The organism is Lysinibacillus sp. NPDC096382, assembly GCF_044762845.1.
Lineage (GTDB): Bacteria > Bacillota > Bacilli > Bacillales_A > Planococcaceae > Lysinibacillus.
The window spans coordinates 119,712-141,421 of the sequence record NZ_JBIWFC010000008.1 but is presented as its reverse complement, the minus strand read 5'-3'; the positions used below and the strand labels follow the sequence as shown (position 1 = coordinate 141,421).

Genomic DNA, 21,710 nt, shown 5'->3' with positions numbered 1-21,710 from the left:
CACAATGGAAAGAGCAATTAAGATATTTGAAAAATCAGTAGAAAATGCAATGCAGATTGCTTACGCAGATAAAGAAACAAAAATTAGATTTGGCTGCTTAACATTCTGAAAAAGAAAAAAAGTAAAGGAAAATATCAAAGATATTGAAGGTGGAATCTTAGTTCTAGGTGCAAAAGTAAAGAGATTCCAAATTTCGGAAAAAAGAAGCAGCAAAGATTATTTAAAAGTAATATAATTGTATAATTGGAGAGTGAATTTGTTGTATCGGTTAATTAGCACATCCAATATTGTCACGGATGATTTTCTAGAAGTTATTCTAGGGAATCGTGGCATTTCAGACAAAGAGAGGTTATTAGAACCTAAAGCAAGTGATGAAATTCACTACTCAAACTTACAAAACATGAAGGAAGCTGTAGCGCTGTTCAAAGAGATTGAGAACAGAGGGCGAGTAGAAGGGGGAAAGATAAGAGTTGTACTAATCATTGATAGTGATATTGATGGAAACACAAGTTCAGCTATTCTTGCTTCATATATCGAGAATCTATTCCCTCATATTGAACTTATCTTCTTATTCCATGAAGGTAAACAACATGGTATCACAGAGGACAAAGTGAGAGAGGTTATAGAGCTACATAAGGAAATAGCTATTGACTTATTAATCGTAGCTGACGCAGGGACAAGTGATTACAAACAACAGTATCTCATTTGTGAAAAACATGAAATACCTATCTTAATCCTTGACCACCACGAAGCTGAGAATGGTGAATCAGAGTTTGCTCTAGTAGTTAACAACCAACTATCAGATAACTATCCTAACAAGGCTCTATCAGGCGTAGGAATCGTATACAAGTTTTTACAGGCACTTGATGATGAATATGGCTACATGGAAGCAGAACAGTATTTAGACCTTGTTGCGCTTGGCAATATCGCTGACAGCATGGACTTAACAAGTCCTGAGACACGTTACTTAGTGTATGAAGGATTAAAGGATATACGAAATGAGTTCTTAAAGGAAATCATCTTAAAACAGATTGGTGACTTTAAGCGTGTATATCCTCACACATTGGCTTTCGGTGTTATCCCTAAGATGAACGGTATTATCCGAGTAGGGAAACCCGAGGAAAAGGTTGACTTATTCAATGCTTTTAGAGGTATTGAGCAAGCTACAGTGAATCCTCGCTCTAAAAAAAGTGAGACCCTACCACAAAAGGTAACTCGACAATGTGTCAACGCTTATAAGCGTCAAAAGACAATGCGTGAAAAATGGGTTGTCAAAATCAAAGAGCAGATTGTAGAAAAGAATCTTCACGAAAATGCGTTTCTATTGATTGAGCTAGAAGAATCATTTGACCGAGACTTAGGTGGCTATCTTGCTGGAGCGTTAGCAGGAGAGTATAGAAAGCCTGTCCTAATGTTAGTGTGGGATAGCGAGATAGAGCGCTTTTCAGGATCTCTACGTGGTTATGATGGCACTATGAAGAACACTAAGGACTTCCTAGAGGGGTTGAAATTGTTTGATTATCTAGGTGGACACCAAAATGCTTGTGGATTTAAGATTTCAAAAGATTCATTATTAAGTTTGAATGGTGCCATTAATAATGCTTTAGAGGAACAAAATCTAACAGGTGAGCAGAAGATTGATGTTGATTTCTATTTAGAAGATGGTCAATTAACTACTGAGCTAGTTGATAGAGTTTATGAGCATGAGTACCTTTGGGGCAAGGGAGTAAGCAAGCCATTGTTTGCAATTGATATTGAAGTAGATACAAACAGGATTAAAAAGTCTTCAAGCTCAAACATGATTGAGTGGTATCACAACAATATCAAGTTTCTACAATTCACAGGCGATAGACGCTTACTTGACCTGATGGAAGACGGTCATATCGTTAAACTAACAATTGTTGGAAGCTTGAGCGTGAACCATTTCTTGGGAAAAAGCACACCGCAGTTCCTAATTGAAGATATGGCAATAGGTGAAAAAGCAAAATTTACGCTATTTGAAGAAGTCAATGTAGATGATTTATTCAATTGGTAAAAATGATAAAATTTTAAGAATTATAATAGCAAGTTTTATAAGTGAAATGAAAGATGATTTACATACATGGTAAGTAAAATTATACTAGATGGATGGTCAGAAGAATCACAGGAGAAAGCTAACTTGATTATAGGTAAATTTATCTGTGAGATTGAGGTCTATAAAGATATGAGTCTTTCGTGATGGGGTGTCAAGCTGATGTTCTAAAAGGCTTCATCGATTGTAAAGACCCAATCGTAGTGAGTGTGGAAAAATCTGATTTTTCACAAAAGATGGGATTACTACAGGATTCGCAATAAAAGATGTTGAAATAGAGTATCATTACATGAAGAATTTATAGGTTGTAAAATTAATCATAAAGATGAGTATTCAAATGAGATTCTGGAAGAATAAGAAGAAAGCTATACACGTAAAGAAGAATAAGAAAAGTGAAAAATGATTGGTTCTCAGATATTGTAAAACTTTTATCGTTGCCTTTCAAAAAACTGTTTAAAATCTTTAAATTGAGTAGGAAAACCTACTCTTTTTATTTACAAAAATAACAATATTATATACAATGTTAAATGTGTGGGGGTAAGAGAGCAACAAGAGCAAATACAACTTACAAAATGTATGGTCAAAAAAAGAAATTGAATTTATTACTAAAAAAATTTTCTGTGAGCAAGTAGGATATTTAGTCAAAAGAATCGTGATGCAATACATGTTAGAAATTGCTTTATTAATGAGTGAATTAGTGTTATGAAAGAGATGGAAACGACAAATAAAATACATAAAGATAAGAATAAGCTAATTCTTATTTTGATTAGATTAAAACCAATTATGGGATGCCGAATATTTACGTAGAAGTGTTGAAGCTATTAAATGTTCTGCAACTAAACTATTAGGAAGTCAAGATCCTAGGCTTGCTCAAGGATTAATGACAACCAAAGAGTTTGCCGAAATCATAGGAGCTGAGGTAAGCGTTATAAGATGTTGGATAAGGAACTATGGACTACCTGCAAAAAAATTTAAGAAACATGGAATTGCAACTGCATACAATGACTATAGTTTTGATGTTGAACAAGATAAGTTTTGGGATTGGCTCGAAAAATATAGGGGAAAAGTAAGTTTTAGACACTAATAAATTTTAGCAAATGAAATATTGCCTGAGCCTGATTGGTTGGAGGACATTGTAAATGGTGTTGTCTGTGGCCGGGGTGAACAGTCGAAAGATTCAGTAAATTATGTTTAAGACATGTATTACTTTAATCAAAAAACATCACTGAAATATCAAAAGCGGTTGGAATGATTTTCGTGATTGTGCGAAGAAAGCTTGAGCTTATATAAAACACAAGACAAAAGTAAGAATAGCAAAAGATTAACAAAAGTAGCGTAATGCTATAGCTATTTTTATTGATATTGATTGGAGAAGATGAAATGTGCAAAACTTGTGAACTACACAAAATAGACGTTTGGATATGTACATGTGAAGGTGAATGTACTTGTCGTATCGAGCTTCACGCACATACAGATGTTAGTAACATACGATTATTAGATAGTATCAACTCTGTTAAGGACCTTATTCAGACAGCGTGGGATATTGGTCTTAAAGGTTTGGCCATTACTGACCACGAAGCCCTATCAGCACATGTGAAAGCTATTCAGACGGTTCGTGAGCTAAAGAAAACGGGTAAGATAGGGAAAGACTTTAAATTGATTCTAGGCAACGAGATATACCTTGTTGACAGCTTAGAAGAAGTTAGAGATAACTACCAATCAGGTATAACTAAGTTCCCTCACTATCTACTCTTAGCTAAGAACAAAGAAGGTCATGAAGCTCTCCGTATTTTATCCTCAAAAGCATGGGAGAACTCATTTTACACTGGTACAATGGAGCGTGTACCAACAGTCAAAAAAGACCTAGAAGCGATTGTAAAACAGTTCCCTGATACACTGATTGCTACGACTGCTTGCTTGGGCTCTGAAAGCTCTATCTATATCCTAGAAGCTGATAAGGCACGTTTAGAAGGAGATGAACAAAAGAAACAATATAATATAAAAAGGTTAATATCGTTTATTGAGTGGAACATTGAGCTACATGGTAAAGATAACTTTTATCTTGAACTACAACCTAGTGCTGATTATGAGCAATTAACAGTAAACAAAGTACTTATCAAGTTAGCACAAAAATATGGTTTAAAACTAATTATCACCAATGACGCTCACTATCTAAGACCTGAGGACAGGCCAATTCATGAAGCATACCTAAACTCTAAGCAAGATGAACGTGAGACTGATTCATTTTATGCTCACACTTACTTGCACAAGGTTAGTGAGATTTATGCGAAAATGAGCTATTTAGACAAAGATGTTGTCAAAGAAGCTTTGAAAAATACAATGGCTATAGGAAAAATGATTTGCGACTATACAATTGAGGGTGACACTATCATTCCTGTTGCTAAGTTACCTGAGTTTGAGGTGACTCACCTATTTAAAGGTGGCTATAAGAAATATGGCTACATTGAGAAAATGGCACTCTCTGAAAATGAACAAGATAGATACTTGATTCATTTAATCGAGAAGGGCTTCAAAAAGAAAATTCCTTATCGTGGAATGTCAAAAGAAGCATTTCATAAAGTAATGGCTCGAATAAATATAGAGCTAGAAGAACTGTGGGAAATGTCAATAATCCTAAATCAATCAATGGCCAGTTATTATGTTACAGTTGCTAAAATCATTGAGATAATTTGGGGTGACGATTGCGGTGACGCTTCACGAGAAGAAGGTTCAATTGTGGGTGCAGGGCGAGGTTCTGCTGTAGCCTTTTTAATCAACTACTTAACTGACGTTACTCAAGTAAACCCATTGCTTTATGGTATTGAAGTTCCCCATTGGCGGCACTTACATAAGTCTAAACCTGATATTTCAGCGTTGGATATTGATATTGATGTATCCTCAACTAAAAAAGGCTTCCTCTTTGACCGAATGAGAGATTTCTTTGGTAAGAAACAAGTTATTCAAGTATGTACTTTCGGTACTGAGAAAGCAAAATCTGCGGTTCAAACAGCTTGTCGTGGTTTAGGTATTGATAGTGATGTAGGTTTATATATTGCTTCACTTATTCCTGTAGAACGTGGCGATATGTGGTCACTGAAAGATTGTCTATATGGTAATGAAGAAAAAGGTAGAAAACTTATCAAACAACTTATTGATGAAATCGACATGTATCCACGACTACGAGAAACAGCTTTAAAGGTTGAGGGATTAATCAACAAACGCTCAATCCATGCAGGTGGTGTACTAGTTCTAAATGAAGAATACACCAAGATGAACGCAATGATGAAAGCACCAAATGGAACACCTATCACACAGTTTAACTTAGATGATAGTCAGGCATGTGGAGCTATCAAGTTCGATGTTCTTACAATTGAGGGTAATGATAAGATTCAAGAGTGTATGGAACTCTTGTTAAAATATGGAGAAATTGAGTGGCAAGGAACACTTCGAAAAACATTCGAGAAATACTTCCATCCTGAAATTATTGATAAGACTAACCCTGAGTTATTTAAGATGATTGGTGAAGATAAGATAATTGACTTATTCCAGTTTTCAACTCAATTAGGTCAGGCTGTTATCAAGAAAGCTCAACCTAAAAACCTTATTGAGCTTGTATCATTGAATTCTATCATGCGACTTATGTCAGATGGCGAAGAACAACCAATTGATACATTCATACGATACAAGAATGATATTAATCTTTGGTATGAAGAAATGCACCAATATGGTTTAACTGATGAAGAAGTCGCTATTTTTGAGAAGTACCTAAAAGCCTTAAACGGTGTAGCTGATACACAAGAAGCAGTAATGCTTATGGCTATGGATGAAAACATAGCAGGATTCACTGTTAAAGAAGCTAACTACCTTCGTAAAAGTATTGCCAAGAAAAAGGCAGATGTACAGGAAGAAGTAAAACAAAAGCTATTCTTATGGGGAAGAGAACGTGGAACCCGTGATGAAGTAATCGAGTATCTATGGTTACAGATTTCCCGAATGTTAGGTTACGCTTTTTCGATTCCTCACACTCTAGCGTATACTCTGATAGCTATGGTTGAAGCGAATCTATCCTACTACTACAATCCTCTGTATTGGCAAACAGCGTGCCTAACAGTTAACTCAGGCTCTTTGGAGGTGGAAGAAGAGGCAAAACAGAAGTCAACCAACTATGGTAAAGTAGCAGAAGCCATAGGAAAGATGAAAGGTCGCGGTGTTAATGTATCACAACCATTAATCAATCGAGCTGAGTTCGGCTTTGTACCTGATATTGTAAACGAGCGTATTATCTTCTCGTTTAAAGGTATTGTAGGAATCGGTGATGAAATAGCTCACACAATCATTGCTAATCGTCCTTACGCTTCATTTGACGACTTTTACGAGCGTATGTATGTTGGAAAGCTGGTACAAAAGAAACACGTTACACAGCTCATTAAAGCAGGTGCATTTAATGAGTTTGGTCAACCAAGAGATATTATGAGAGATTTTTTATTAAAAGAAATCGGCATAAAAGAGAGCTTGAATATGCAAAACATGAAATCTATCATTGATTTAGGATTGTTAGATAATCCTGATTTGCATATCTATAAAGAGCTATTCAACTTTAAAGAATATATCTCAAAGAGTGTAGTTCGAGTGGAAGAAGTACCAAACAAATGCAGTAAAACAGGGTTTTCTAAAGATAAGATTCTAGGGCTAGATGAAAGTGCCAAGCAATTTTATGAGAAAACATTTGACGGTAGTTCTATCTGTGGATATAATTATGTTACTCTTGAGATTTCGGAGAAACAATTCACTAAAGAGTATAATGAAAAGATAAAGCCTTTCAAAGAGCTAATAACTACGAAAGAGTTTATCAAACTTTATAATGAAGCCATGTTTAAGAGAGAGTGGTACAAAACAGCTAAAGGCTCAGTATCTAAATGGGAAATGGATTCTATCTCATATTATGAGAATGATCATGAGTTAATGAATGTGAATATGGAGAAATACAACATTGTTAATTTCTTCGAACTTGATGAAAAACCTGTAGTAGTAGGATATTCGCAGTTCAATGATAAAACCATTCCTGAGCAGAAGGTCTTTACTATTGTTGGTACTGTACTTGACCGAAACAAAACAAGACATACAATTACTGTTTTAACACCTCATGGCGTTGTTAATGTGAAAACATATGCAGGAAATTTCGCTTACTATGATAAACAGATTTCACGCAAAAAAGGTGAGAAAAAAGAAGTGATTGAGAAGTCGTGGTTCATTCGCGGCAATCTAGTGTTGCTTAATGGTTTCCGCAGAGAAGAACAATTTGTATTGAAAACTTACAAAGTCAAAGGTGAAGAGGTTCAACATACTGTAAACTTAATACTAGGTGTTGAGAAAAACGGTGACTTAATTCTTCAAGATGAAAGAGCAAGAGCTTACTAGGCTCCTATTCTTACTAAAGGAAGGAAGGAAGTTATATTCTATAAATGAAATTCAGGACATATGTCTATGTTTCAAATGTGACAAAGTAAGATTTCGTAGAATTTAGCGACAAGTTTAATGAAAAACACTAAGGTATCAAAAGTAATGTTATCAACTCTAGTGACAGGAGGGTTAGTTTTTATTTCATTAGTTTCTTATGTAACATGCAATGAAATAGAAGCACCGAATATAACAAAAGGAGAAACACAAATTGAGCTACCTTCAAGTGCTTTAGTTCCAACGTTTAAATCACCTGAACAGTCAGCAAAAGAAATCAAAGCTGAGGGCGAAAAACTCCAATATGAACGAGAAGAAAGAGTGCGAATCGAGCATGAAAAAGCAAGATTAGCAGAAGAAGCTCGTTTATCAAAGATTGAAGCAGAACGCAAAGCCAAAGAAGAAGCAGAGCGTAAAGCACGTGAGGAAGCTGAATGCAAGCGTCAATCAATGCTACAGCAACAAAAAGAAATAGCGAGGCAAAAGCAATTAGAATACCAAAAACAACAAACAAATGCGCAACCCCAAAAACAAGCTCTAGCAACTAATGGTGTAGCGTTCAATGGTAGCTACTACACTCCATATTGTAACGGTTGCTCAGGTGTTACAGCAACAGGCTATGATGTTCGTAGTTCGATTTATGTTGATGGTATGCGAGTAATTGCTGTAGACCCTCTTGTTATTCCTTTGTACTCTATCGTAGAGGTTTCAACACCTTACGAGAAATTTAGAGCAATTGCTTTGGACACTGGTGGAGCAATCAAAGGTCACAAGGTTGATATTCTTGTAGCTGACAAACAAACAGCTTATAATTTAGGTAGACATACTGTTTACGTTAAAGTGATAAGAAACGGCAAATAGTTTCAAAAAAAATCATAAAAGTAATATAATAATAAAATTCGGATATTGAGTTATGGTTGAAATTTTCCTCTATACCCATTTTTGTTTAAGGAGAAACACTATGGTGAATAAAGAGCAACTTATTGAATAATTAATTGATGAACTGACTAGCGTGGATTAAAAGGGCTATCCATTGGGTGTAAATGGATTCACTGGCAAAATACAGTATTTCCGAAATTTACAAAACGCTGACGGTTAACCAGCTGTATCGTTCCTTCAATTTAAAGGGGTTCGTCATGATGAAACTAAGCTTAGCTACTACTGAACTTTAAAATATTTGGGAAAAACATTTACTTTAAAAAAGTAACCTGATAATATGTATATATTATAGTGATTAATAAACTCATTTGTACAGATGAGAATTCTCGCTCAATTAATACATTAAAAGTAATATAATTATATAAGAGTAAAGTTATAATATGGTGGATGAAACAATTGAAGAAAAGAACGAACCGCAATAATGGCAATCACTTAATCCAATAAGTTTAATGCAAGAAATTTTAGGTTTAATGCAAACTTTAGAGCAAAACTTTTTCTTAGCTAAAAAAATGGAAGAAGACTGAAATAATCGCTGATTAATTTAGTAGAAGCTCAAAACTTTATCAAAGAAAATTACAAATTTATGAATGAGTGTAATGAAGCCATTAAAAGAATGCAACGCACATCTCAGAAGGTTTCTAATCACAAGTACTTCTTACGCAATTGTGAAGCACTAGCAAAGGTCATTGATTTGGAAAATCACCCTGATATTATTCCTTTTACCCCACAAGAAGAAAAACAAAGTACAGAATTAATGTCACAAGTTGAAAAGTTCAGTCAAAGATGGGGTAAACAAAAGTGATAGACATTATTTTTGGGAGGAGGTGAAATCTATGAAACGTAATAGATTCAGAGTTTCACGTTTAATAAAATGGATGAAAAACAATATAATGACATGATATGAAGGTGATATATCTACCTCGATATGTTATGAATAAGCTACACAATGGAGAACAAGAGATTGTTATTTCAATGTGTAGGTAACTGCATGATAAATGCCTAGTTATGTTGGAGGTAAACTCATAGAAGAATACGAAGACATGTACGAAATTCATAAAGCACTAGGAAGGTCATTCAATGACGATGTAATAGAAGAAGAAGCGGACACATTAGCGAAGATTACTAAGGGTCAATTTGGTTAAGCACTTCCAAATGTAATGAGAGCTGTACTGTTTAATACAGGAAGAGCTTAAAATAAATTCGTAAAAGTGACATAATAATGCTATGTGAATAAAATTCGAGAAGTGCTGCAAACAATATGATTCTTATTAAATACTAGTGTGTTTCAGGTGAAGCACTTGCGCTTTATGTAGCAGGTTATTAATTGTTATTCATGGGAGCTGTTGACAAGAGTTATGTCGATAATTGAAATGCGCCAATCAGGTGCTACTAAAGCATTGGCAATATAAGCAGTTTGAGGCTTTGTTAAGATTTGTTGCAACTCTTATAGTATGGTCTATCTTAATAGCCATAAATATCAGTAATATTGGGAGAATACAAATAGGGTTGGTTAGGAGCATAAGAAATGACTAGAACAACAGCTAGACAAAAAGTGCTTGAAGCACTACAAAACACACCAAGCGGTTTAACAAACACTGAATTGATTAAAATATCACCTAGTTTTAGAGCAAGGTTATCAGAGCTTTATGAGGAAGGTCATATTATTGAAAAAACACCACTTCAAAATGGGGTTAATCTGTACCGATACAAAGGCTTTGAGAAAAAAGAGCTAAAAGATGCTTATAGTTCTTTGGTCCATGCTCTTTACAAAAATGGTCACAAAGATGTTGTGGAAAAGCTATCTACAATTTTAGGAGAAGCTAACGTAGTTCTTCACAGAAAAACACTGAAATAAGTTATTAAATCAATAAGGGCCACAGTTAAAGCCGTTGATATAGATAAGTAACTAATGGAGAGTAGAATCTCCTTAACATCGAGGAAGCAATTATATTTTCAAAGCATATATGGCATATCACTTCATATTAAAATATCGAAGTGAAAGATTAGTAAAGGTTAATCAAATTTATACAAAAGGTGCATAATGTTATGTTAACTTACGATCAAGAGCAAGTTATGATTAACTCAATCCTTGATAGAAGGAGCAAACACTTAGCACAACTAGAGCGTGATTCTGCTTCTCCCTCTCAAAAGAGAGTTTGGAAGAGGTTTTATGAAAGGCTACTAGGTAAATACTCTGTTTCTTTCGAGGTGAAATATTATGGCTAAATTAACTGACGAAACATTGGATTGGTTAGGTGATATATTTGTTGAGAATGAGATTCTTGATAGGCATGGTGTTACTTTCGAGACGTTTGTAAATTGGTGGAAGATAGGTTTGCTAGAAAAATATGACCAAGTATTTTATAAAACTTATCAAAAGAAATATAATGATATCAATTGTTGTTAATTGATCTAGAGGCGGTGAGAAATATGACAAACTATAACGCTCAAAGGTTCGCAACGGAAGTTGAAATTATCACTACTAAATTAGTGGAAACACTTAAAAGTAAGAATGCTGATTATGGCAACAATGTTGACAAAAACATTGACGAATGGGGATTATCTTCATTAGCTATTCGCTTAGATGATAAACTTAGTCGATTCAAAAATCTAATCAAAGAAAATAAAGCTCGCCAAGTGTCAGATGAAGCTATCGAAGATACTTTATTAGACCTAGCAGGGTACGCGATCTTAGGTTATCGTAAAATGCAAGAAATGAACCATAAAGTTATAGATAAAATTGACAAAGAGGTTGCAACAGCAATCGAAAAAGCATTAAAAGAAGATACAACTCAAGATAAACGAACATTAGGATCAACAACTTTTACGTTCAACTGTTAAAAGAGATATAATTATATATTTAAAGGGGATGTTTTTACCGTGATTATTCTTTATACACGTACAGTATGCCCAAAGTGTACTTTAATCAAAACACTTCTTGATTCAGCAGAGGTGGCATACAAACAAGTCAACTTAGACTTTGATGAAAAAGCAGAAGCGGAGCTTAAGGAAAAAGGATTCATGGGCCTACCTATCGCACTTGCTGAAGGTCAATATTATGCTGACGTTCCTTCAATTCAGGCTCTCATTGCTCAAAAGGCATGATAGCCTACGCTAGTAGAACTGGTAACGTGAGAGATATTGTGGGAAGACTAGATAAGTCTATTCCTATAATGGAGATTACAGTTAGTACTATTGTTCAAGACCCCTATTACTTGCTAACTTATACAGATAAGTTAGGGGAAGCGCCTGAGGTAGTAAGACAATTCCTATCTTCACATGAAGAAAATAGGGAAAATCTTAGAGGTGTAATCGCAAGTGGTAACACAAATTTTGGAAAGCAGAATTTTTGTGGCTCTGCTATTGAGATCTCTCAGTGGTTAAGAGTTCCAATAATACGCATGATTGATCTACGAGGTAATCAGGATGATATAGCAACTATTAGCAGTAGCTATAGAAAAATGATTGCAGGTGAACAAGTTTGAAAAATTATTTAATGTTAAACAACGAGGTTCTTAATACTTACAAAACATTGGGTATTATTGACCGAGAGAAGGACAGAGAAGCTACAAGTGACTTCTTTTTTGAAGAGATCAATCGTAAAACAATGTTCTTCCATACGCTTGAAGAAAAGATTAACTACATAAAGCGTGAGAATTATTATGAAACGGAATTCTTAGACAAATATTCATTTAAGTTTGTTAAGAAAATCTTCAAACTAGCTTATGATTATAAGTTTAGATTCCCAACGTTTATGAGTGCTAGTAAGTTCTACAGCTCATATGCACTAAAAACTCGTGATGGAAACAACTTCTTAGAGCGATATGAAGATAGAATGGCTATAGTTTCCTTATATTTAGCTCAAGGTAAGCGTAAAGACGCTGAGGATTGGATTCATTACTTAATGCGTAGTTACCAACCTGCAACACCAACTTTCATTAATGTTGGTAAAAAAGCTCGCGGTGAGTTTGTGTCATGTTTCAAGATTGCTATGGCAGACAACATGAACTCAATCGCTCACAATATAGGAAATGCTCTACAGCTATCGAAGCTAGGCGGGGGGGTTGGTATTTCACTAACTGATTTACGTTGTGCAAAGGACCCAATCAAAGGCATTGAGAACCGAGCGTCAGGTGTTATACCTGTTGCTAAGTTGCTAGAGAACTCATTCTCATATGCGAATCAATTAGGTCAACGAGCAGGTTCAGGCGTTATTTGGCTCAATGTGTTTCATGGTGATATTGAGGACTTTATCTCCGCTAAGAAACCAAATGCAGATGAAAAGATTCGCCTTGCTACTTTAAGTACAGGTATCATTTTCCCTGATATTTTCTTCGAGTTAGCTCGTCAGGATAAGGATATTGTTCTATTCTCTCCTTATGATATTAAGAATGAGTATGGTAAAACTATGTCTGAAATCTCGATTACTGACATGTACTACGAGTTACTTGATAATCCTAATATTCGAAAACTGAAACGCCTTAATGCACGTAAGTTGTACACTGACATTAAGAAATCTCAGATTGAGAGTGGTTATCCATTCGAAATGTTTGATGATAATGTCAACAAAGCACACCCACTGAAAAAGATAGGGCGAGTGAAAATCACTAACCTATGTACAGAAATCATGCAATTAATGGAAACCTCTGAAATCAATGATTATGATGAAGTAGATATTATTGGTCTTGATGTAAGTTGTAACTTAGGTTCACTTGATATTCACAATGCAGTTAAAGAAGAAGACTTTGAAAAGTTAGTTAACGCTTCAATGCGGATGCTGACACAAGTTTCTCTATTAACTAACATTAACAATGTGCCTGCGGTTGCTCGTGCTAACCAAGAAATGCACTCAGTAGGATTAGGTGTTATGAACCTTCATGGTCACTTTGTTTCTCAGGGTATCATGTATGGAAGCGAGGAAGCCAACGAGCTCATTGACGCTTTCTTCACAGCATTAAACTACTACTCTATTAAGGCTTCTGTAGAGATTGCAAAGGAACGTAAGAAGACATTCTATCGTTTCGAAGATTCTGACTACGCAAGTGGTGAATATTTCGAGCATTACTACAGAAAAGAACTAGTAATTACTTCTGAAAAAGCTAAACAGGCGCTAGGTAATGTTCCAATCATCACTATTGCCATGTGGAAAAAATTAGCTCAAGAAGTTAAAGAACATGGTATGTTCCATGCATACAGATTGGCAATTGCACCTACAGGTTCAATTAGTTACATTAGAAGCTCAAGTGCTTCAATGTCACCAATCACAGAGCGTGTAGAAGTGCGAGACTACGCTGATTCGAGAACAATTTACCCCATGCCTTACCTTGATAATAACAACAAACATCTTTATGTTGAAGCATACGATATGGACATGTTTAAGATGATTGATTCCTACGCAATCGCTCAGAAACACGTTGATCAGGCTATTTCAATGACATTGTACATTAAAGATAATTGGACAACAGAACAGTTAGCTAAAGTGTATATTTACGCATGGCTAAAAGGGATTAAATCAGTCTACTACGTGCGACAACGTATGCAAACAATTGAAGAATGTGAAAGTTGTTCAGTATAAAAGAAGGTGTTATAGATAAATGAAAGTATTATCGGAAAGAGCGTATATACAAAAAAGATTTGAAAAAGTCTTTGAAGCTGTCAATTGGAACAAACAATTAGGCTTACATGAAGTCTTTTGGAAACAACAGGTCAAGCAGTTTTGGTTGCCTGAGGAAGTAGCGGTATCTAAAGATCTTTTAGGTTGGAAGCAATTTGAGTTTCAAGTAACCTATATGCGAGTTTTAGCAGGGCTTACTTTATTAGATACAATTCAAACAAACGTAGGAATGAATGAGCTTTCACGCTTTGTTAAAAACCTACAACAGAAAGCATTGTACTCATTGTTTGGTGCGTTCGAAGCAATTCATGCTAAATCATACAGCTATATCTTTACAACACTTGCAACGAACTCTCAGATTGATGAAGTATTCGAATGGGTTAAGAACAATCCATATCTTCAATATAAAGCGAGGGAGATTGAAGCAATTTACTCAGCTATTAAAGAAGATGATGATGTTTCACTATGGAAAGCACATTTTTCTTCTGTGATGTTAGAATCATTCCTGTTTTACTCAGGGTTCTTCTATCCACTTTACTTAGGGGGGCATGGGATACTCAAAAATAGTGCTGAGGTTATCTCATTAATCGTTCGTGATGAATCAATTCATGGGGTTGCAGTAGGTTACGAAGCTCAGGAAATGTTTAAGACGTTTGATAAAGCAACTCAGGATGAATTAAAGATTTGGGGCTATGAGCTTTTAGCAGACCTTTATATGAATGAGTTAAAGTACACAGATGATGTGTACGCTGAAACAGGGGTAGGTGGTAAGGTTAAGGCTTATGTGCGCTACAACGCAAACAAAGCTCTAATGAACTTAGGCTTAGATACTATGTTCCCTGGCGAAGAAGTAGACCCAATTGTTATGAACGGTATTCGTACTGATTCAGTGACACATGATTTCTTCTCGCAAAAGGGCAATAGTTATACAATGGCTAATGTTGCACCTATTACTGACGAAACATTCTACTTTAAAGGGATCAATATTTAATTGGCGCTATCAAAAATAACATAATAATATTTAATTAAAAACGTTGTTGGCATTCGATCAAAACGCTGATAACACTAATGCAGAGCTCGAAGCCAACAAAAAGCTTCAAGATAAAATAAAACAACTCATCAAAGGAGATACAGAATAATCTATGCAAAAGCAATTTGTAAAACCACAGGTAAAAGATATTGTCTTTGACCGTAAGCAAAAATTTGAAGGGCGAGTATCTTATATCAACTTCCAAAATAAAACAGCAAAAATTGAAGTCATTGTTGATACAAATAAAGAGCTTCAACAACGTACAACAGAGCTTATTGAATCCAAGCTGTATGACTTAATCGTGTTGGAGAAACATCCTCGTAAAGAGTTTGACAAAAATCGCCATTTTACACTCGTAAAAGAGTTCCAAAGTGCTTTTAATCACCCTGTAGCTGAGAGCCCAACTGCAATTGGAGCAGAAAGAGGTTTAAAACGCACAATTTGGGCAGGTGAGGAATTAGTTGAGTTCCTACACGCTTGCGCAAAAGACAAAGAACAGTTCGCTAAACTTTATTATGCTTTCTTAGAAGGTCTAGCTGAAGCATATAAGAAATCACTAGCAACTGAATTCATCCAAGATAATACTAAGCGTATCGTCGCAATGGCAGACGCTCTAATAGACTTAGACTACTTCCTTAAAGGCTCGTTTGTGGAATTAGGTGTACTACCACAACAACTATTCGAAATTGTCCATGCTTCTAACATGAGCAAGTTGTTCACTGACGAAAATGGTAAAAAGCACCCTAAATATCGCGAGGATGGAAAAGTCCTTAAATCACCTGAGTTCTTCCCACCTGAGCAAAAATTGAAAGAAGAAGTTTTACGTCAAGCTCAAGCTTAATGTATTAGCAGGGGGGTACCCTGCAACTTTTCTAAGAGGTAAACGATATGCAAAATTTCTCTAATACAGAGTGGGAAGGCCTAACAGAAGAAGAGGTTTTTCTATTAAATCGAAGACTAGTTATTACTACAGTTAGAAGAAAGTTTCCTAATAATCAATACTTTTGTACAGCTCATATGCTTGACCTAGATGATTTAGTTCAACTAGGAAACATAGGGCTACTAAATGCAATCAGAACTTTTGAGCCTATTAGAAAAAGTTCATTTAGAACGTATGCAATCAACTGTATATCATGGTCTATTTCTACCAATGCAAAGAAAGAATCACTACGCACAGTTAATACTCAATCATATGATTTAGCTAAGGTTGTGAGTGTAGATACACCACTTAATATGAATGGCAATGAGGAAGAAGCGGTAATTTTCCTCAACACCATAGAAGCAAATGAAAATACTAGCGAAACTGCAGAAGGTAACTTGCTTCAGCAGCAGGTTATTGAGTTCTTAAAAGCAGATAAAGATATAGATGATGAATTGTTATATATTCTTATTGCTAGAACAAAAGAGAAAACAATGAGGGAGATTGCCAAACATTTTGGCAAGCACCCTAACGCAATAAGTCAACGATTAAAAACTCAGAAAGCTATTCGAGTTAAAAATCGCTTGAGAAAATTTTTGAAGAATAGAGATTATTAATGTACCAAACAGCAGATAAGCAATACAACACTATTATTCAACAGATTCTTGATAATGGTATTATGGATAGTCCTGAGCATGTACGAACTGTCTATGAAGATGGAGAGAAAGCACCGACAAAAGCGATTATCAATGTACAGATGAAGTTTGACAATAGTATAGGTGCTATTGTGTTAACAACAAAGCGAGTGCCATTGAAAGACCCAATCAAAGAACTATTTTGGATTTGGCAGAAAATGTCTAACGAAGTCTTTGACCTACAGCAAATGGGCTGTCACGTTTGGGATGAATGGGAGCTTAAAGATGGAACAATCGGAAATGCTTACGGTTGGCAACTTCGAAACAAATACCAGCGAATTATAGCTGACAGAACATTCCTAGAGATGGTTCGAAATGGAGAGCTATCTGAGAAGCCTGATGAAGTTCTTACGGATGAAGAATTTGAGAACGCTGTGGCTTACTGTGAGGAATACATAGAGTATGTTGACTTAAATCAAGTGGATTACTTATTGTACATACTTAAAAAGAACCCTCACTCACGTAGAATTAAAACTACTCTGTGGAGTGTAGAAGACTTACAAGAAATGGCTTTACAACCATGTGTGTATGAAACACATTGGCAACTGTTTGATGGTAAGTTGGCACTTACTGTAAATATCCGTTCTAATGATATGGCATTAGGTAACCCTTATAACATCTATCAATACTCAATTTTGCACCGATTAATCGCACAGGTGACAGGTCATGAAGTTGGTGAGTTGTGTATCAACATTGATAACGCACATATCTATGACAGGCACTTAGAGACTATCGAGAAACAGATTAAGGGAGAGTTGCATGAGCCTCCTACAATTTGGATTAACCCTGAAGTAAAAAGCTTCTATGACTTCACAATGAATGATATTAAGGTTCAAGATTACAAACATAATGGTAGATTCTCTTACGAAATTGCTATATAAAAGGAGAAATTAATATGAGTTTGGCGTATCAAAAGGAGAGAAACAAACAGTAACCAAAGAAACTGAAGAAAAGCTACCAAAATTTGAAGTGATAAGTTTTGAAAAAATAGACTTTGATTTTGAGCAAAAAGTTCTTAATGTATATAGTGAGGTCATTTGAAAAAACATCAAGCTTTATGTAGATGAAGCTGTTACTTACTATACTTGAAGATTCTAAAGCTGTTGTATTAGGTGACACTAACCGTTTCGTATGTGTAAAACTTTCTATACCACCAAAGAAGCCGAAGACCTAGTTATTCTAGGTTTTTTCTTTTTGAAAAATAGTTTAAATATTTTTCATAGCTTTTCTTGTGTGATTATTTCTAAAATTCCGTAAAGTTGATAGGTGGGTAAATTTACTGTTATTTTTCTAAAAAAGCGTTATGATAGTAGGAATGATATGGTAATACAGCACCAAAGAAAGTAGGAAATGACATGACTAAGTATGAAACATTATTGTTTGACGTGGATGACACATTATTAGATTTTGACTTAGCTGAAAATGCAGCACTTGACCGTTTATTTAAACAGGAAAATATTGCAGTAACTCCAACGATGATTGCTCGTTATAAAGAGATTAATGAATCTATGTGGCGTGCTTTTGAACGTGGTGAGGTGTCTAAAGAAGCACTACATAACACTCGATTTTCAATTGCTTTTAAGGAATTCGGCTTAGAAGTTGATGGAGAGCATTTTGAGGCGATTTTTCAAAAATATTTGAAAGAGGCACATCATTATGTAGACGGTGCCTACGAGGTAATTGAACAGCTTGCAGATAACTATGCGTTATATGTCGTTTCAAATGGTAAAACAATTACCCAAAATAAACGACTAGAGGATGCAAATTTAGCACAATTTTTCAAAGGTATTTTTATCTCGGAGCAAACAGGCTATCAAAAACCAATGCCCGCTTTTTTCGATTATGTTTTTGAACGTATCGATAATATAAATAGAGATAAAACCTTGATTATTGGTGATTCCTTAACATCTGATGTTAAAGGAGGACTACAAGCTGGAATTGATACATGCTGGTTTAATATACGTGATATAGAAAATACAAGCGATATTGAACCACAATATGAAATTAAAAAGCTTCATGATTTACACTTGTTGTTAGATAACAAAGTGGCGATTTTTTAGGTAAATATTTATACTACGCCTAAATTGTTCGTAAGCTCGAACAATTGAAGTTTAGTTTTTTGGATAGAACAATTTTTTTAAAATACTATGTTTATGGATAATTAAATCCAGTATGATTGTGTTAGATGAAAGAAGGGAGAAATAAGATGAAAGGAAAAATTTCAAAGGGTGTATTGGTTGGATTGTTAGGTATATCATTGGCCATTCCAATGCAGGCATATGCCTATCAAGAGCCAACTAGTTATGTACATATGAAAACGCCAAATATGACGGTGTACTCTGCATATGGTGCTACAATTAATGCATCAGAAAAAGGCGATATTTTTAGTGTTAAAGCAAATATTGTCAATAATCGTCAGCCATTAGAAGTGGAAATTTTTAAAAATGGTCAGGATGGGGTCTTAAAACAAGTTGTTAAAAAAGGGGCATTGGAGCCGGTTGCTTATCGAGATTTAAATGACCGAGTAATTGCCACTATTCATAATAATGCAGAATTAAAATTTGATAATTCACCGCCTAATTATTTTCGTGATATAGGAAGATCAACGTATAGTTCGTATATTAGTACTTTATCGAGGAGGGGCATCGTTCAAGGTAAAACAGCTGATAACTTTGGTGTCAATGATTCCCTAACACGTGCACAAGTTAGTGCATTATTAACTCGCGCATTTAGCTTTCAACAAGTACAAACACAACAATTCAAAGACATAGATGCTAAAAAATCTTGGTATAGTGGTTATGTTGGTGCCTTGCATTCGCTAGGAATCATAAACGGAAAAACGCCAACTATATTTGATCCAAATGGAAAAATCACACGCCAGCAGGCAATTTTAATGCTTGGTCGAACATTAGAAGCTGTTAATTTTGTCCAAGAAGAAGAGTATGTGATTTTACCTTATCAGGATAGCTATTATCTCCAAGAGGAATCATTGCGTCATACTGAGACTTTGTATGCAATCGGTGCTCTAGATACCAATACAAATCTATTGCCAAATCAATTTATTACCCGTGGAGAGTTTGCTAAAATGTTAGCAATGACTTTAAGCGCAGCTGGAAGATTGTAATTTATATTATCAATTTCGCCATAGCGTAATCGTTGCTGCTGACGCTACGCTTTCACACAGAAAACATTTGCCTGAATAAAGATAAATTTTGCCGAGCATAACAACGTCTCGGCTTTTTTTGCTGGTAAATTATATTCAATGGAACGGATAGAAGAACTAGAGCACCGGCGCGAACTTCAGATAAAGCTATACATAGTGCTCATGTATAAAAATCTATAGAACGGGCAAAACCTTTTATGAGACTAGTTTCCATGAAAGGGGAATATACGATGAATACTGTTTTAACTATAAAAAAGCGCGATAAAGGGCGTCAATCATCATTAACTCAACTTAGACAAAATGGTGCTATTCCGGGCGTTGTATATGGCTATCAAATGGAATCAACAGCGATATCACTAGATGCCAGACAATTTGCGAAAATATTAGCTCAATTCGGCAATAAAAATGTTTTTCAATTAGATGTAGACGGTAAACAGATCAATGCAGTGTTAACAGAAGTACAACGCTGTGCGTTAAAGGGGAATGTTAAGCATGTAGATTTCAAGTCCATTAATATGGCAGAGGAACTAGAGGTTGATATTCCTGTAACGGTTACTGGTAATGCTATTGGAGTTGCAGATGGTGGATTCCTATTACAGCCTAATCGTGAAGTTCGAATAAAAGTAAGTCCAACAGAAATTCCTGAAACAATAGAGATTGATGTGACTGGAGTAGCCATCGGGACATCACTTTATGTAGGAGATATTCGTCAACAGTTTTCCTTTGAAATTTTACAGGAAGATGACTATACATTAGTGACGATTACACCACCTGCCGCTGAAAATGTGCAGGAAGACATAGTGGATGGGACCCCTGAAGTAATCGGGGGTACTGGGAAAAATCCATCTGATTCAGAAAAATAGAAACAAAAAAGGAGCCATCTTACATTCGATAAGTGGCTCCTTATAGTTTATGCTATAAGCTTGTGTATGGAATGGCGATAACGGAAATACGTGATTAGATACAAGCTGCCAGTTGCTAAAAATAGCCATGGTGGGATAATGCGCATGATGGCGAATGGTGTTTCAAATAAAAAAGAAAATAGAAAATCATAACCCTTTGCATCCCATAAACCTGGCGTAAAATAAGCATCTTTTATATTGAAAAAGTAATAATAATGGTCATTGGAATAAAAAATCATTAACCATATAAAAGATAGCACTGCCCAATTGCTGGAATGTTTCATTAATCGTTTATATTTAGAAATTTTCGAATCATTATCAGAAAATAATTCATCGTTGCCATCTTTTCTTTTTAACCAATAATAGGTACCATCATACGATTTTCCCTTTAATGCTTGCCATCCAAAATCCTCATATAACTGTTTATAGTTAGTTCGTTTTTCACTCCGAAGATCTTGCCGATAATCAATACGGATAATTTGTTCAAGATCAGCTGTCTATTTAAATGTATAAAATCCGCTAGAACTTACATTTGTACAAACCCACCCGTTGGACAACATATGATTTAACCATTGCTCTTCCTTTTCGATATCAAAAAAAATTTTAAACTTTTTCATGTCCATCAGCCCCCTCATATAAAGATAAAATTCGCTGTAATCTTTGTTGTTCGACAGCTAGTATTTCTAGTCCCTCAGCTGTTGTTTGATAAACCTTACGCCTCGTATCATGGGTCTCTACAGGCGAAATCCAATGATATTTCAATAAATTTTCAATTGCGCCATACATAGTACCAGCAGCAATCCTTACACTACCAGCGCTCATTTCTTCGATTTTTTGCATCATTGCATAACCATGTAATGGTTCACGTAAGGCGAGTAGAATATAATGCATGGTTTCAGATAAAGGGAGTAATTTATGTTTTT

General features: G+C 35.3%; 19 protein-coding genes and 1 pseudogene. 18 read left to right on the top strand and 2 right to left on the bottom strand.

Features of this window, described 5'->3' with window-relative positions; all coding sequences use genetic code 11:
• The first annotated feature begins 259 nt into the window (after positions 1–259).
• The 18 genes from ACIQZA_RS13465 (at position 260) to ACIQZA_RS13380 (ending at position 20,748) form a co-directional block, all read left to right on the top strand.
• On the top strand, positions 260–2,035 hold the full coding sequence (locus ACIQZA_RS13465; RefSeq protein ID WP_402881850.1) for a DHH family phosphoesterase: 1,776 nt from the start codon (positions 260–262) through the stop codon (positions 2,033–2,035).
• Positions 2,036–3,451: 1,416 nt separating this feature from the next.
• Positions 3,452–7,489: a PHP domain-containing protein gene (locus ACIQZA_RS13460; RefSeq protein ID WP_402881848.1), complete on the top strand. Its 4,038-nt coding sequence runs from the start codon at positions 3,452–3,454 to the stop codon at positions 7,487–7,489.
• Between the two features lie 117 nt (positions 7,490–7,606).
• Entirely contained in the window at positions 7,607–8,386 is a 780-nt protein-coding gene (locus ACIQZA_RS13455; RefSeq protein ID WP_402881846.1) for a 3D domain-containing protein, read from the top strand.
• A 661-nt stretch (positions 8,387–9,047) separates the two neighbouring features.
• The gene (locus ACIQZA_RS13450) at positions 9,048–9,266 is read left to right on the top strand and encodes a hypothetical protein (protein WP_400934696.1); all 219 of its coding nucleotides are present in this window, start codon (positions 9,048–9,050) and stop codon (positions 9,264–9,266) included.
• Positions 9,267–9,989: 723 nt separating this feature from the next.
• Positions 9,990–10,319, top strand: coding sequence for a hypothetical protein (locus tag ACIQZA_RS13445; protein ID WP_400934698.1), 330 nt, complete (start codon positions 9,990–9,992; stop codon positions 10,317–10,319).
• A gap of 191 nt (positions 10,320–10,510) precedes the next feature.
• Entirely contained in the window at positions 10,511–10,690 is a 180-nt protein-coding gene (locus ACIQZA_RS13440; RefSeq protein ID WP_402881844.1) for a hypothetical protein, read from the top strand.
• Entirely contained in the window at positions 10,683–10,871 is a 189-nt protein-coding gene (locus ACIQZA_RS13435) for a hypothetical protein (protein WP_400934700.1), read from the top strand. Before ACIQZA_RS13440 ends, ACIQZA_RS13435 begins: the two co-directional genes overlap by 8 nt.
• A gap of 23 nt (positions 10,872–10,894) precedes the next feature.
• Positions 10,895–11,305, top strand: coding sequence for a nucleotide modification associated domain-containing protein (locus ACIQZA_RS13430; RefSeq protein WP_400934702.1), 411 nt, complete (start codon positions 10,895–10,897; stop codon positions 11,303–11,305).
• Positions 11,306–11,344: 39 nt separating this feature from the next.
• Complete coding sequence (locus ACIQZA_RS13425; protein ID WP_400934704.1) at positions 11,345–11,569, top strand: glutaredoxin family protein; 225 nt, start codon at positions 11,345–11,347, stop codon at positions 11,567–11,569.
• The gene (gene nrdI / locus ACIQZA_RS13420; protein WP_400934705.1) at positions 11,566–11,949 is read left to right on the top strand and encodes a class Ib ribonucleoside-diphosphate reductase assembly flavoprotein NrdI; all 384 of its coding nucleotides are present in this window, start codon (positions 11,566–11,568) and stop codon (positions 11,947–11,949) included. Before ACIQZA_RS13425 ends, nrdI begins: the two co-directional genes overlap by 4 nt.
• Complete coding sequence (gene nrdE / locus ACIQZA_RS13415; RefSeq protein ID WP_400934707.1) at positions 11,946–14,039, top strand: class 1b ribonucleoside-diphosphate reductase subunit alpha; 2,094 nt, start codon at positions 11,946–11,948, stop codon at positions 14,037–14,039. The genes nrdI and nrdE overlap by 4 nt, the downstream gene beginning before the upstream one ends.
• 19 nt (positions 14,040–14,058) lie before the next feature.
• Complete coding sequence (nrdF, locus tag ACIQZA_RS13410) at positions 14,059–15,069, top strand: class 1b ribonucleoside-diphosphate reductase subunit beta (RefSeq protein ID WP_402881841.1); 1,011 nt, start codon at positions 14,059–14,061, stop codon at positions 15,067–15,069.
• A 151-nt stretch (positions 15,070–15,220) separates the two neighbouring features.
• Positions 15,221–15,949, top strand: a complete 729-nt coding sequence (locus tag ACIQZA_RS13405; RefSeq protein WP_400934709.1) for a pyrophosphohydrolase domain-containing protein — start codon at positions 15,221–15,223, stop codon at positions 15,947–15,949.
• Positions 15,950–15,996: 47 nt separating this feature from the next.
• Complete coding sequence (locus tag ACIQZA_RS13400; protein WP_400934711.1) at positions 15,997–16,644, top strand: sigma-70 family RNA polymerase sigma factor; 648 nt, start codon at positions 15,997–15,999, stop codon at positions 16,642–16,644.
• Positions 16,644–17,603: a thymidylate synthase gene (thyA, locus tag ACIQZA_RS13395; protein WP_402881838.1), complete on the top strand. Its 960-nt coding sequence runs from the start codon at positions 16,644–16,646 to the stop codon at positions 17,601–17,603. The genes ACIQZA_RS13400 and thyA overlap by 1 nt, the downstream gene beginning before the upstream one ends.
• A 474-nt stretch (positions 17,604–18,077) precedes the next feature.
• Entirely contained in the window at positions 18,078–18,782 is a 705-nt protein-coding gene (locus tag ACIQZA_RS13390; RefSeq protein WP_400934714.1) for a YjjG family noncanonical pyrimidine nucleotidase, read from the top strand.
• Positions 18,783–18,928: 146 nt separating this feature from the next.
• Entirely contained in the window at positions 18,929–19,846 is a 918-nt protein-coding gene (locus ACIQZA_RS13385; protein WP_400934716.1) for an S-layer homology domain-containing protein, read from the top strand.
• A gap of 269 nt (positions 19,847–20,115) precedes the next feature.
• A complete protein-coding gene (locus tag ACIQZA_RS13380; protein WP_402881836.1) occupies positions 20,116–20,748 on the top strand; it encodes a 50S ribosomal protein L25/general stress protein Ctc in 633 nt (210 codons plus the stop codon).
• A 47-nt stretch (positions 20,749–20,795) separates the two neighbouring features.
• On the opposite strand, the pseudogene ACIQZA_RS13375 reads toward ACIQZA_RS13380, so the two are convergent.
• A pseudogene (locus ACIQZA_RS13375) lies at positions 20,796–21,404 on the bottom strand (DUF2812 domain-containing protein).
• The gene (locus ACIQZA_RS13370; protein ID WP_185903372.1) at positions 21,391–21,678 is read right to left on the bottom strand and encodes a PadR family transcriptional regulator; all 288 of its coding nucleotides are present in this window, start codon (positions 21,676–21,678) and stop codon (positions 21,391–21,393) included. The pseudogene ACIQZA_RS13375 and the gene ACIQZA_RS13370 overlap by 14 nt, the downstream one beginning before the upstream one ends.
• Between the last annotated feature and the right edge of the window lie 32 nt (positions 21,679–21,710).